We start from the raw sequence: 13329 nt of genomic DNA, 5'->3' as shown, positions 1-13329 counted from the left end.
GCGGGATGCAACGTGCGCCGCGTCAGTCGGCCGCGATCCGGCACGTCGCGTCGCGCTCCCACTGCACGAACACGTCCATGCCGCAGCGTGGTGACGCGAGCCCGCGCCATGCGGGCACGTCGGCCGTCACGCAGCCGAGCGCCGGCGTCTCGATCTCGAAGCGGTACGACGAACCGAAATAGCTCCAGTGGCGAATGCGACCCGCGACTTCGTTGTGCGCACCGCCGCACGACGCCGCCGACACCGCGACCTTCTCCGGGCGCAGCGCGAACAGCAGCGGCTCGTCGGGCCGCGCACCGCACGCCGGCGCGAAGAAGCGCGCATCGCCGACGCGGTAATGCGTCGTCGAAGCATCGCCGCCGAGCGCGACACCTTCGATGAAATTGCTCTTGCCGAGGAAGTCCGCGACGAAGCGGTTGGCCGGCTGCTCGTAGAGCCCGTCCGGCGTGCCGATCTGTTCGAGCCGGCCGTCGCGCATGATCGCGATCCGGTCCGACATCGACAGCGCTTCCTCCTGGTCGTGCGTGACGAACAGGAACGTCGCGCCGAGCCGCTCGTGCAGCGCCTTCAGCTCGACCTGCACCTCGCCGCGCAGCTTGCGGTCGAGCGCGCCGAGCGGCTCGTCGAGCAGCACGAGATCGGGATCGAACACCAGCGCGCGCGCGATCGCGACGCGCTGCTGCTGGCCACCCGACAACTGGCGCGGCAGGCGATCGGCAAGATGGCCGAGCCGCACGAGATCGAGCGCGGCCTTCACGCGCTTCACCGCGTCGGGCCCTTTCTGCTTGCGCACCATCAGCGGATACGCGACGTTCTGTTCGACCGTCATGTGCGGAAACAGCGCATAGCCCTGGAACACCATCCCGAAGTTGCGCTTCTCGGGCGGCAACGCGACGATGCTGCGGCCGCCGACGCGCAGGTCCCCGCTGCTCGGATGCTCGAAGCCCGCGACGATCGTCAGCAGCGTCGTCTTGCCCGAACCCGACGGCCCGAGGATCGTCAGGAATTCGCCGCGCGGAATGTCGATCGTCGTTTCGCGCAGCGCATGCACGCTGCCGTAGCGCTTCGACACGCGATCGATCTGCAGGCCCGCGCCGCTCGCCGCATGCTGCGCCGCCGCGCGTGCCGCATGCGCCCCGGTCCTGCCGTCCTCCACACCTGCCGACGTCTCCATCACCACGCTCATCGTGTGTCTCCTGGTCGACTCACAATTGGGTTGAACGTTCATTTAACAGAACTTATACTATGCCGAAATGCGGTCCGCAAGTAGCGGCGACCCTTGCCGGCTCTGACACCACCCCGACGCACAACAACCAGGAGACAGTGATCAGCATGAGCATCGAGGACATTCGAATCGAACGGCACGACGGCGTCGTGACCCTTCGCCTGAACCGCCCGGCGAAACGCAATTCGCTCGCGCGGCCGCATCTCGACTTTCTTCGCGAGACGCTCGACGCGCTCGCGAACGATCCGGCCGTGCGCTGCGTCGTACTGACCGGCACCGGCAGCGCGTTCTGCGCGGGCGCGGACGTCGACGAATGGGCCGAGGCCGAGCGCAACGGCGAACTCGACACCTACGGCTGGACCGAGCGTGCGCACCGTTTCGTGCAGACGCTCGCCGCATTTCCGCGTCCGACGATCGCCGCGCTGAACGGTTCGACGGTCGGCGCCGGCACCGACATCGGCTTCGCGTGCGACTTCCGCATCGCGAGCACCGCTGCGACGCTGCGCTGCGGGTATACGGGCATGGGCTACAGCCCCGACATGGGCGGAAGCTGGTTCCTGCCGCGCATCGCGCGCCCCGACGTCGCACGCCGCTTCATCTTTCTGAACGAACGCTGGAACGCGCAGGACGCGCTTGCCGCGGGGCTCGTGTCCGAAGTCGTCGACGCCGACGATTTCGCGACGCACGTCGCCGCGTTCGCCGCGCGTCTGGCGCAAGGGCCGAGCGTCGCGTTCGGCCATACCAAAGCGCTGCTCGCGCAATCGCTCACGCACACCCTCGCCGAGCAACTGCGCGGCGAGCTGGCGGCCGGCGTCGCGTGCGGTCACAGCGAGGACGGCCAGGAAGCGCTTCGCGCGTCGGTCGAAGGTCGCGCACCTCATTTTGTCGGGAGATGATCGATGGATTTTTCGCTGACCCAAGAGCAGGAAATGCTGGTGACGTCCCTGCGTCAGTTCGTCGAGAAGGAACTGCAGCCTCATGAATTCGCGGTCGATCGCGCGGACGACGTGCCGCCCGAACTCGCCGACTCGATCCGCCGCAAGTCGCTCGAGCTCGGCTTCTATGCGTTCAACATGCCCGAGAGCGCCGGCGGCCCGGGGCTCGACTACGTGACGCAGGCGCTCGTCGAACGCGAGCTCGGCCGCACGAGCTGGGCGCTGCACGTGTTCGTCGCGCGGCCGAGCAAGATCCTGATGGCGTGCAAGGGCGACCAGGTCGAGCGCTACCTGAAGCCGGCCGTGCGCGGCGAGCGCGTCGACTGCTTCGCGCTGACCGAGCCGGGCGCCGGCTCCGACGCGATGGGCATCCGCACGCGCGCGGTGCGCGACGGTGACGACTACGTGATCAACGGCAGCAAGCACTTCATCAGTCATGCGGACACGGCCGACTTCGTGATCCTGTTCGCCGTCACCGGCGAGGAGGAAGTGCGCGGCCAGAAGCGCAAGCGCGTGACCTGCTTCCTGATCGACAAGGACACGCCGGGCATGACCGTGCGGCGCGGCCCGCACTGCACGAGCCTGCGCGGCTATCACCAGTCGGAGATCTTCCTCTCCGACTGCCGCGTGAGCGCCGCGCAGATCCTCGGCGAAGAGCATCGCGGCTTCGAGCTCGCGAACGACTGGCTGACGGCCGGCCGCGTGATGGTCGCCGCGAACAACATCGGCCGCGCGCAGCGTGCGTTCGAGATGGCCGCCGAATGGGCCGCGACGCGTCATCAGTTCGGCAAGCGCATCGGCGACTTCCAGGGCACGTCGTTCAAGCTCGCGGACATGCAGACCGAGATCCGCGCGGCGGAACTCGTCACGCTGTACACCGCGCAGAAACTCGACCAGGGCACGATGACCGACGGCGACGCCGCACTCGCGAAGCTGCTCGCGACCGAGACGCTCGGCCGCGTGACCGATCACGCGGTGCAGATCTACGGCGGCATGGGGCTGATGGACGAACTGCCGATCGAGCGCTTCTGGCGCGATGCGCGCATCGAGCGCATCTGGGAAGGCACGTCCGAGATCCAGCGCCATATCCTGTCCAAGGAAATCCTCCGACGCTACAGCTGACGCGAATCGTCGCGCCGGCGCGTTCGGCGCGACTTCCGAAAGGACCTTTCATGACTTCCTCTCCCGCAGTCAGGGATCGCCGCGCGGCCGCGGCGGCCAATCTGCGCCGGCTGCTCGACCCGGCCAGCATCGCGTTCGTCGGCGGACGCGGCATCGCGGGCGCCGTGCAGCGCTGTCGCGATTACGGCTATGCCGGCGACATCCGGCTCGTCAATCCGAATCATGCGGAGATCGACGGCGTGCGCTGCCATGCGAGCGTCGCCGACCTGCCCGCCGCGCCGGACGCCGTGTTCGTCGCGGTGCCCGCGCGCCAGGCGATCGACGTCGTGCGCGCGCTCGCCGCACGCGGCGCCGGCGGCGCGATCGTCTACGCGTCGGGTTTCTCCGAAACGGGCGCCGACGGCGCCGCGCTGCAGCAGGCGCTGGTCGACGCGGCCGGCGACATGGCCGTGCTCGGCCCGAATTGCTACGGCCTGATCAACGGGCTGAACGGCAGCGCGCTGTGGCCGGTCGCGCATTGCGCGCCGCGCGTCGAATCGGGCGTCGCGGTGATCACTCAGAGCGGCAACCTCGCGTACAACCTGTCGATGAGCGCGCGCTCGGTGCCGTTCGCGTATCTCGCGAGCGTCGGCAACCAGGCGTCGGTCGACATCGCGCGCCTCGTCGATGCGTTCGTCGACGATCCGCGCATCCGCGCGATCGGCGTGCACCTCGAAGGGCTGAAGGACGTGCGCGCGTTCAGCGAGGCCGCGGCCCGCGCGCTCGCGCGCGGCGTGCCGATCGTCGCGCTGAAGAGCGGCACGTCGACGCTCGGCGCGCAGCTCGCGATGAGCCACACGAGTTCGCTCGCGGGCTCGGACGCGCTGTACGACGCGCTGTTCCGGCGGCTCGGCGTGATTCGCGTGAAGGACCCGGTCGGCCTCGTCGAGACATTGAAGCTGCTCGCGATCGCAGGCGTGCCCGAGCGCCGCACGCTCGCCGCGCTGGCGACGTCCGGCGGCGATGCGGGGCTCGTCGCCGATCTCGGCGAAGCGCGCGGCATCGCTTTTCCGCCGGTCGGCGATGCCGGCCGCGACGCGCTCGGCAACGTGCTGCCCGCGTACGCGACGATCGCGAACCCGCTCGACTTCACGACCACGCCGTGGGGCGACCCCGACAAGATGCGCGCGTGCTGCGACGCGCTGCTCGCCGATCGCCCGGGCGCCGCCGCGATGATCCTCGACTATCCGCAGGAAGCGACCGGCGAGCGGCCGCTGTGCGATATCGCCGCGGACGCGTTCGCGGCGTCCGCACGCCAGCACGGCGTGGTCGGCGCTGTGATTTCGGTGTTTCCGGACCTGACGCCGCCCGATCACGCGGCCCGCATGGCCGCCGCCAGCGTCGCGCCGCTGCAGGGGCTGGCCGACGGGATCGCTGCGATCGGCGCGGCGATGGCCTACGGCGACACGCGCCGCCGCGTGCTCGACGCCGACGCGCTGAACGCGCTGCCGGTGCTGCGCGCGGGCGACGGCGGCCACGGCACCGCGACGCTGCACGACGAATGGGCGAGCAAGCGGATGCTGGCCGCGCACGGGCTCGACGTGCCGCCGGCCGAATGCGTCGCGCCCGCCGATGCGCCGGCCGCCGCGCAGCGGCTCGGCTTTCCGGTCTGCGTGAAAGTGGTCAGCGATCGCCTGCCGCACAAGACCGAGGCCGGCGCGGTCGCGCTGAAGCTCGGCTCGCCCGAAGCCGTCGCCGCGGCCGTCGTGCGAATGACCGAACAGGTCGCGCGTCATGCGCCGGATGTGCACGTCGAACGCATCCTCGTTGAGAAGATGGCCGACGCGCCGCTGCTCGAGCTGATCGTCGGCGTGAAGCGCGAGCCGAATTTCGGTCTCGCGCTGGTGCTCGGCACCGGCGGCGTGCTGGTCGAACTGATCCGCGACACCGCGACGCTGCTGCTGCCGGTGCGCGAAAGCGACGTGCGCGACGCACTGCTCGGGTTGAAGCTCGGCCCGCTGCTGACCGGCTATCGCGGGCGGCCGAAGGCCGATCTCGATGCGGTCGTCGCGAACGTGATGGCGATCGCACGCTTCGCACAGGCGCATGCCGACACGCTCGTCGAACTCGACGTCAATCCGCTGCTGGTGATGGAACGCGGCGCGGTGGCCGTCGATGCGCTGGTGCGGCTCGACGCGTGATGCCGGCCTGAAACGCGGCGGCCCGCTCGCGCGATGCGCGAGCGGGCCGCTGCCTGATTGCCGAGCCTTCCGTCGAAAACGAAGAACGCTCCGCCGTTCAGATCACCTTGCCGGGATTCAGAAGTCCGAACGGATCGAATGCATGCTTGAGACGTCGCATCGCGGCGATCTCGACGTCGCTGCGCGAACAACCGAGCCAGTCGCGCTTGTAGCGGCCAATCCCGTGCTCGGCCGACACCGAGCCGCCCGCATCGCGCACGAGCGGATACAACACCGCGTCGACGTCGTGCGCGCCCTCGCCCGTCGCATACGGCGCGGAAACGCACACATGCAGGTTGCTGTCGCCGAGGTGGCCGAAGAAGAACACGTGCGCCCCGGGCCAGCGTGCGTTCAGCGCGCGCTCGCACGCGTCGATGAACTTCTCCGTCGCGCGCGGCGGAATGCCGACGTCGAAATTGACGACGCCGGGGAGATCGTCGATCGCGAGCCCTTCGCGCACCGTCCAGAAGGCCTGCGCATCGGCCGCGGTCTGCGCGAGCGCCGCATCGTCGATCAGCCCGCGTTCGAGCCAGTCGGCCAGCACCGCTTCGAACCGTTCGGCCGTCTGCGCGGCATCGCCGCTCGCGCATTCGATCAGCACCTTGACGCCGCCGTCCGCCGGCAGCGGCGCGCGCGTGCCGGGCGTATGCGCGCACACGTAGCCGTAGAACGCCGGCCACATCGCCTCGAAGCTCAGCAAGTCCGCGCATGCCGCACGCGCGTCGCGCAGCAGTGCGAGCGCCGCCGCCGTATCGCGCACCGCGCACAACGCGGTGGATGGCGCGGCGAGCCGCGGATGCAGCCGCAGCACGACACGCGTGATGACGCCGAGCGTGCCTTCGCTGCCGACGAAAATCTGCCGCAGGTCGTAACCCGCGTTGTTCTTCAGCATCTTGTTCAGCGAACTCAGCACGGTACCGTCGGCCAGCACGACCTCGAGGCCGAGTACCTGTTCGCGCGTCGTACCGTAGCGGATCACGCGATTGCCGCCCGCATTGGTCGCGACGTTGCCGCCGATCTGGCACGAGCCGCGCGCGCCGAGATCGATGCCGAGCGCGAATCCTGCGTCGTCCACTGCCTGCTGCAGCTCCTGCAGCGTCGTGCCGGCCCATGCGGTGACGGTGGCCGCGTCCGCATCGATCTCGACGACGCCCTTCATGCGTTCGAGCGACAGCACGACGTCCTGCGCACCGGGCCCGGCGCCGGCCGCGAGCCCCGTCATCCCGCCCTGCGGCACGACCGTCTGACGATGCGCGGTGCAGATCGCGAGCGCGCGGCTCACGTCGTCGACGCTGCGCGGCCGCACCAACGCACGCGGCCGCGGGCCGGCCGCTTCGCCGTAGTTCGTGAAATGACGCGCGCCGATGGCGTCGCCCACGCTGACGCAATCGTCGCCGAGTGCGTCGCGCAGTGCGGCGACGACGTCGCCGTTCAAGGAAGGATCGGACATGATCGACGGGGCCGGCCGAACCCGGCCCGGGAGCGAGTGAGGATCAGAAATTGTGCCGCATGCCGATGCGCGCGGCGGCCTGCGTGCGGCTCGTCGACGGCGTGAAGCTGTAGCCGATCACCGCGTCGACGCCGTTCGATGCACGCATCCAGTCGACCGCCGCATACACGTCGGTGCGCTTCGACAGCGCGTAATGCGCGCCGAGCGCGACTTCGTGCCAGTGATGACCTTCGAACGTCGTGTACTGATAGCCGGCGACGAGCGACAGCGGCACGGTCGCCTGGTACAGGCCGCCCGCTTCGTACACGCGCATCGTCGACGATTGTCCGTAGCCCTTGAACGTCGTGTTGCTGAAGTCCGCGTTCAGCGTCAGCTTGCCGAACGTGTACGACGCGCCGACACCGAAGATCGATTGCGAATCGATCGAGAACGGCGTCGAATCGTGCAGGTCGGTGACGGCGCCCGTCGCCGGGTCGACCGTCGCGACCGTCTGCCCGAGCATCGTCCGCACGCCCATCTGCGCATACGGATCGAGCGCGGCAAGCCGGCGTGGCGCGTTGAGCCGCGTGTAGTTGCCGCCCGCCGAGAAATCGCCGTGCGTGTAGCTCGCGCCCACGCTCCATGCGCTCCCGTCATGGAAGCTGCCCGCGTCGTTGCTGAACGAATACATGCCGCCGACCACGAGCCCGTGGAAGCTGTTGCTGACGAATTTCACCGCGTTCTGCAGCCGGTCCCCGCTCTGGCGGTCGAAATCGCCGAGATGCACGCCGTAGCCGCTGCCGAACGCGCTGACGTTGTACGCGGCCGTGAAGTCGAATGCGAAGTCGTACTGATTACCGAACGTCAGCGTGCCCCAGTCGTTGCCGAGCCCGACGTACGCCTGCCGCCCGAACATCGCGCCACCCTGGTTCAGCCTGCCGGTGCCGAGCCGGAAGCCGCTCTCGAGCTTGAACACTGCCTTGTTGCCGCCGCCGAGATCCTCGGTGCCCATCAGGCCGACGCGGTTGCCGTACGACACGCCGTCGTCGAACAGGTACGCATGCGCGCCGCCCGTGTTGTTCACGTAGGTGATGCCGCCGTCGATGATCCCGTACAGCGACACGCTGCTCTGGGCATGGGCGTAGCCGTGGACCATCACCGACATCATGCCGGCCAGCAGGAAGCGCTTCTTCATTTTCGGTGTCTCCGGTTGCCGCGCGCGGCGGCTCGATTTTCGTTGTGCGTGAACGCCGCCCGCCTGCTTCGCTTCGGCACCGCGGCGCTGGCGAGTATAGGTTTTGCTGAATGAATGTTCAATCGATTGACGAGAGCAGCTGCACCGGTGTTTACACCCATCGGCGATTTCATTATTGAAAAAACGTTCAACCCGTCATAACATCGACCGGCAGCCCCGCGGACGACGTGCGGGCCCGTTCCGAACCTCGGAGTGCACTGGATGACGACCACCCTCAGCCCCGCCGCCGAGCCGCGCCTGCGCTCGGCCTACGAAGGACAGAAGTCGCGCCCGTACGACCCGGCCGCGCCGATCGCGACGCCGCTCGAACTGCATCGCTGCATCGTGCAGCCCGAGTGGGTCGACTACAACGGCCACATGAGCGAGTCGTGCTACCTGCTCGTGTTCGGCGACAGCAGCGATGCGTTCTTCCGCTACTTCGGCATCGACGACGACTATCGCGACGCCGGCTGCTCGATCTATTCCGCGGAAACGCATATCCGCCACCTGCGCGAAGCGATGCTCGGCGAGCCGCTGCGGCTCACGGTGCGGCTGCTCGACCTGGACGATCGCCGGCTGCACGTGTTCCATTCGATGCATCACGCGACGACCGGCGCGCAACTCGCGACCGGCGAACAGCTGCTCACGCACGTGGACATGCGCGCGAAACGCTCGGCGCCGTTTCCGGACGCGATCCGCCGGCATCTCGACGCGATTCACGCCGAGCATGCGCGCGCGCCGCGCGAGCCGCACGCGGGCCGTGCGATCGCGATCCGCCGCGCGGCCCCTGCTGCTTCCGCTGCTTCCACTTCCCGCTGACCAAGCCGAACCACGACGGAGTTTTCCCATGCAGACGCACGACGCCTGGCGCAGCCGCGCCGGCCAGCTCGACATCGCTTCCCGCGCGTTCGTGGACGGCACGTTCCGCGACGCGCACGACGGCGCCACCTTCACATGCACGAGCCCGATCGACGGCCGCGTGCTCGCGCAGGTCGCGCATTGCCGCGCGGCCGACGCCGACCTCGCGGTCGCCGCCGCGCGGCGCGCGTTCGAAAGCGGCATCTGGCGCGACGCATCGCCGCGCGAACGCAAGCGTGTGCTGCTCCGCTGGGCCGCGTTGATCCGCGAGCACGCGAACGATCTCGCGCTGCTCGAAACGCTCGACACCGGCAAGCCGATCGGCGATACGACCACGATCGACATCCCGTCCACCGCGTATTGCGCCGAGTGGTTCGCCGAGGCGATCGACAAGACCGGCGGCGAGGTCGCGCCGGCCGACGCGCATCTCGTCGGGCTCGTCACGCGCGAGCCGATCGGCGTGGTCGCGGCTGTCGTGCCGTGGAATTTCCCCGCGATGATCGCGATGTGGAAATGCGCGCCCGCGCTCGCGGCGGGCAACAGCGTCGTGCTCAAGCCGTCCGAGAAGTCACCGCTGAGCGCGCTGCGGCTCGCCGCGCTGGCCGTGCAGGCCGGGCTGCCGGCCGGCGTGCTGAACGTGCTGCCGGGGTTCGGCGATGCAGGCGAAGCGCTCGCGCGGCATCCGGACGTCGACTGCATCGCGTTTACCGGCTCGACCGCGGTCGGCCATAAAGTCGCGCGCTGCGCGGCCGATTCGAACCTGAAGCGCGTATGGCTCGAACTCGGCGGCAAGTCGCCACAGATCGTGCTGCCCGATTGCCCCGATCTCGAACGCGCGGCGCGCACCGTCGCGCATGCGGTGTTCTACAACACCGGGCAGATGTGCACGGCGGGTTCGCGCCTGCTCGTCCATCGCGCGATCCGCGACGAACTGGTCGCGCGCGTGCTCGCGATCGCGCCCGAGTATGCGCCCGGCGATCCGCTGTCGCCGGACACGCGGATGGGCAGCCTGATCGACGCCGCCCAGGTCGAGCGCGTGCTCGGCTACGTCGATGCCGGCCGCGACGAGGCGACGCTGCTCGCGGGCGGCCGGCGCGCGCGCGCCGCGAGCGGCGGCCAGTACGTCGAGCCGACCGTGTTCGACTGTCCGCGGGCCGATGCGCGGATCGTGCGCGAGGAGATTTTCGGGCCGGTGCTGGCGGTGACGGCGTTCGACGATCTCGATACGGCCGTCGCGCTCGCGAACGACACGCGTTATGGGCTCGCGGCGTCGGTGTGGACCGCGAACCTGACGACCGCGCACGAAACCGCGCGGCGGCTGCGGGCCGGCACGGTGTGGGTGAACGGCTACGAGGAAACCGACGACATGAACTTCCCGTTCGGCGGCTTCAAGGAATCGGGCAACGGGCGCGACAACTCATTGCACGCGCTGGAGAAGTACACGGAGTTGAAGTCGACGGTGATCCGGTTGCGGTGATATCCAGCAGAAACTTCATTCGAACACGTCCGGCCCGGAGCGTTCATGAGCGGCGGGCGCGCTTGTCGAAGCCTCCTCGAAATCGGCATCAACCGGGCCGATCAGTGGCATCAACCACGCCCAGCCTTGCGGCACGGGCTCGAGGATGACAGACGCGCCGTGCCGCCGAATCCGGACCTCCGTGGTATCGAAGCGGAAATCCTTCGGCAAGCAAACAGCCTGCGATCCATCATGCTCGGAAATCCTGGCGGTCTCCATCTCGGCACTCCATGCATCGACAAAGCGTGGATATTTTGCCAACTGTGGGTCGCGGCGGCGAGTCGTGCGGTCGACATATTGGTGATGAACGGTCGCCTTTCGGGAAATTTGCTCGCGACGGAACACGCGTAGCCGTACCCAATATCGGACATTCCGGCTCCACATTCATTCCCATCAGGAAACAATCAATCACCATCCGGCGATTCATCTCCCCGCCCGCACGTTCTAGACTGTCGGATCACTTCCCCACCGGACCCACGCAATGACCGACGTCCTGCCGCTGACCACCGACCCCGAATCCGGCCTCCACTACCGGCTGCGCCCGGCCGCCGGCCGCCCCGCGGGCCGCCTGTTGCTGCTGCACGGCGTCGGCGGCAACGAAACCAACCTGCTGAACCTGGCCGGCACGATCGATCCGCGCGTCGAAATCGCGTTCGTGCGCGGGCCGCTGACGTTCGGCCCCGGCCAGCACGCGTGGTTTCCGGTGCGCTTCGGCCCGAACGGCCCGGAAATCGATGCGGCCCGCGCGGAGGCGAGCCGTGTGCAGTTGATCGCGCTGCTGCGCGCGTTGCGCGCGCGGGACACCGGGAACGAACCCGCCGCCTTGCCGACCGTGATCGCCGGCTTCAGCCAGGGCGGCATCATGAGCGCGAGCGTCGGTCTCACCTCGCCGGCCGACGTCGCCGCGTTCGCGGTGCTGTGCGGGCGCATCCTGCCGGAGATCGATCCGCTGATCGCGTCGCGCGATGCATTGAGCCCGCTGCACGCGCTGGTGATGCACGGCCGCTTCGACGACAAGCTGCCGGTCGCGTGGGCGAACACGGCCGACGCGAAACTGACGGCGCTCGGCGTCGCGCACGACACGCAGCTCTATGACGCCGGCCACGAGCTGACCGCGCAGATGGCCGGCGACTTCAGCCGCTGGGTCGGCGCACGCGCCGGGTTGAACTGAGCGCACCGGGCGGTCGCCCGCCCGGGCCTGTCGTCAGACGTTGCTCGCCGGATCGGCAACGATCGGCACGCCAGCCTCGGCAGCAGCCTCTCGCGCGGCACCGCGCTTGGCCAGCTTCCAGCCGACCACCAGCGCGAGCACGACCACCGGAATCATCGCGACGGTCCACGTGCCGCCCGGGTAATCGAACGCCATCAGCACCAGCACGCTGACCAGGAACCCGAGCGTGAGCCACGACGTGAACGGCGCGCCGGGCATCCGGAACGACACGGGGCTCAGCTCGCCGCGATTGACCGCGCGGCGGAACAGGATCTGGCACATCACGATGAAGCCCCAGGTCGTGATGATCCCGAGCGACGCCATGTTCAGCACGATCTCGAACGCCTGCGCCGGCACGATGTAATTCAGCGGCACGCCGATCGCATTGACCGCGACCGTGACCAGGATCCCGCCGTACGGCACGCCGCGCGCGTTCATCCGCGACACGAAGCGCGGCGCCGAGCCGCCCATCGCGAGCGAACGCAGCACGCGCCCGGTCGAATAGAGGCCGGAGTTCAGGCTCGACAGCGCGGCGGTCAGCACCACGACGTTCATCACCGTGCCGACGTACGGCACGCCGAGCTTGCTGAAGAACGTGACGAACGGGCTTTCGTGCGCGCTGTACGCGGTCCACGGCAGCAGCATCGTCAGCAGCACGACGGAGCCGACGTAGAACAGCGCGATGCGCCACATCACGCTGTTGATCGCCTTCGGCAGCACCTTGCGCGTATCGGCGGTCTCGCCCGCCGCGACACCGACGAGCTCGATGCTCGCATACGCGAACACGACGCCCTGCACGATCAGCACCGCCGGCAGGATCCCGTGCGGGAAGATCCCGCCGTGATCCGCGATCAGGTGCAGCCCCGGCATCTGCCCGGCAACCGGATGGCCGCTCGCGAGAAACACGGCGCCGACCGCGAGGAACAGCGCGAGCGTCCCCACCTTGACGATCGAGAACCAGAACTCCATCTCGCCGAACACCTTCACGCCGATCATGTTCATCACCGACACGATCCCCAGCGCGCCGAGCGCGAACACCCACTGCGGCACGTCGGTGAACACGGCCCAGTACTTCATGTAGATCGCCACCGCGGTGATGTCGACGATGCCGGTGGTCGCCCAGTTCAGGTAGTACATCCAGCCCGCGACGAACGACGCGCGCTCGCCCATGAACTCCCGTGCGTACGACACGAACGAGCCGCTGGTCGGCCGGTGCATCACGAGCTCGCCGAGTGCGCGCATAATCAGGAAGGCGAATGCGCCGCACACGAGATACACGACGGCCAGCGCGGGCCCCGCGCTCTGCAGGCGGCCGCCCGCGCCGAGAAAGAGGCCGGTGCCGATCGCACCGCCCATCGCGATCATCTGCACGTGTCGGGGCTTCAGGTGCTGCGCATAGCCGGCCTCGTGCGACGCGAACATCGCATCGCGATCGGCGTGACGGGGGTCCGCGCCGCCGGCCGGGTCGGCCGCGCGCTCGCTGGCGTGCTTCATGGTGTGTCTCCGTTTCTTGATGTGTCGCGCCCGTCGACGGGCGCTCGGGAACGGCCGCGCGCGGGCCGCCGGCGGCAGGCGCCGGCG

Annotated in this window: 11 protein-coding genes; 6 read left to right on the top strand and 5 right to left on the bottom strand. The window is 68.9% G+C overall.

Translation table 11 applies throughout. The annotated features are described in order from the left end of the window. Positions 1-22 precede the first annotated feature (22 nt). The gene (locus tag DIE16_RS25075; RefSeq protein WP_124893615.1) at positions 23-1186 is read right to left on the bottom strand and encodes an ABC transporter ATP-binding protein; all 1164 of its coding nucleotides are present in this window, start codon (positions 1184-1186) and stop codon (positions 23-25) included. Between the two features lie 146 nt (positions 1187-1332). Here DIE16_RS25075 and DIE16_RS25070 point away from each other — a divergent pair, with 146 nt between their 5' ends. The 3 genes from DIE16_RS25070 to DIE16_RS25060 are packed head-to-tail and all read left to right on the top strand — an operon-like array spanning position 1333 to position 5462. Then, positions 1333-2121 carry an enoyl-CoA hydratase/isomerase family protein gene (locus DIE16_RS25070; protein WP_044843924.1) on the top strand — a complete coding sequence of 263 codons (789 nt, stop codon included), beginning with the start codon at positions 1333-1335 and terminating at the stop codon, positions 2119-2121. Positions 2122-2124: 3 nt separating this feature from the next. Further along, the gene (locus tag DIE16_RS25065) at positions 2125-3282 is read left to right on the top strand and encodes an acyl-CoA dehydrogenase family protein (RefSeq protein WP_044843923.1); all 1158 of its coding nucleotides are present in this window, start codon (positions 2125-2127) and stop codon (positions 3280-3282) included. 50 nt (positions 3283-3332) lie between these two features. Next, positions 3333-5462 carry an acetate--CoA ligase family protein gene (locus DIE16_RS25060; protein ID WP_124893614.1) on the top strand — a complete coding sequence of 710 codons (2130 nt, stop codon included), beginning with the start codon at positions 3333-3335 and terminating at the stop codon, positions 5460-5462. A 97-nt stretch (positions 5463-5559) separates the two neighbouring features. Here the strand turns inward: DIE16_RS25060 and DIE16_RS25055 are convergent, their stop codons facing one another. Beyond that, positions 5560-6951 carry an FAD-binding oxidoreductase gene (locus DIE16_RS25055; RefSeq protein ID WP_124893613.1) on the bottom strand — a complete coding sequence of 464 codons (1392 nt, stop codon included), beginning with the start codon at positions 6949-6951 and terminating at the stop codon, positions 5560-5562. 43 nt (positions 6952-6994) lie between these two features. Then, a complete protein-coding gene (locus tag DIE16_RS25050) occupies positions 6995-8125 on the bottom strand; it encodes a porin (protein WP_124522966.1) in 1131 nt (376 codons plus the stop codon). Positions 8126-8386: 261 nt separating this feature from the next. Between DIE16_RS25050 and DIE16_RS25045 the strand changes: the two genes are divergently transcribed. After that, positions 8387-8983, top strand: a complete 597-nt coding sequence (locus DIE16_RS25045) for a thioesterase family protein (protein ID WP_124522968.1) — start codon at positions 8387-8389, stop codon at positions 8981-8983. A gap of 28 nt (positions 8984-9011) precedes the next feature. Beyond that, a complete protein-coding gene (locus DIE16_RS25040; protein WP_044843918.1) occupies positions 9012-10499 on the top strand; it encodes an aldehyde dehydrogenase in 1488 nt (495 codons plus the stop codon). Between the two features lie 15 nt (positions 10500-10514). Here DIE16_RS25040 and DIE16_RS25035 read toward each other — a convergent pair whose 3' ends face one another. Then, the gene (locus tag DIE16_RS25035) at positions 10515-10757 is read right to left on the bottom strand and encodes an antitoxin (protein WP_124893638.1); all 243 of its coding nucleotides are present in this window, start codon (positions 10755-10757) and stop codon (positions 10515-10517) included. Positions 10758-11019: 262 nt separating this feature from the next. Here DIE16_RS25035 and DIE16_RS25030 point away from each other — a divergent pair, with 262 nt between their 5' ends. Beyond that, positions 11020-11709, top strand: coding sequence for an alpha/beta hydrolase (locus tag DIE16_RS25030; protein WP_124893612.1), 690 nt, complete (start codon positions 11020-11022; stop codon positions 11707-11709). Between the two features lie 33 nt (positions 11710-11742). Here DIE16_RS25030 and DIE16_RS25025 read toward each other — a convergent pair whose 3' ends face one another. Next, positions 11743-13242 (bottom strand): amino acid permease, encoded by a 1500-nt coding sequence (locus DIE16_RS25025; protein ID WP_124893611.1) that lies wholly within the window; start codon positions 13240-13242, stop codon positions 11743-11745. Positions 13243-13329 lie beyond the last annotated feature (87 nt).

It is taken from the genome of Burkholderia sp. Bp9090 (assembly GCF_003857985.1).
In the GTDB taxonomy this organism is placed as follows: Bacteria; Pseudomonadota; Gammaproteobacteria; order Burkholderiales; family Burkholderiaceae; genus Burkholderia.
This window is presented reverse-complemented; position numbering and strand designations above follow the sequence as displayed.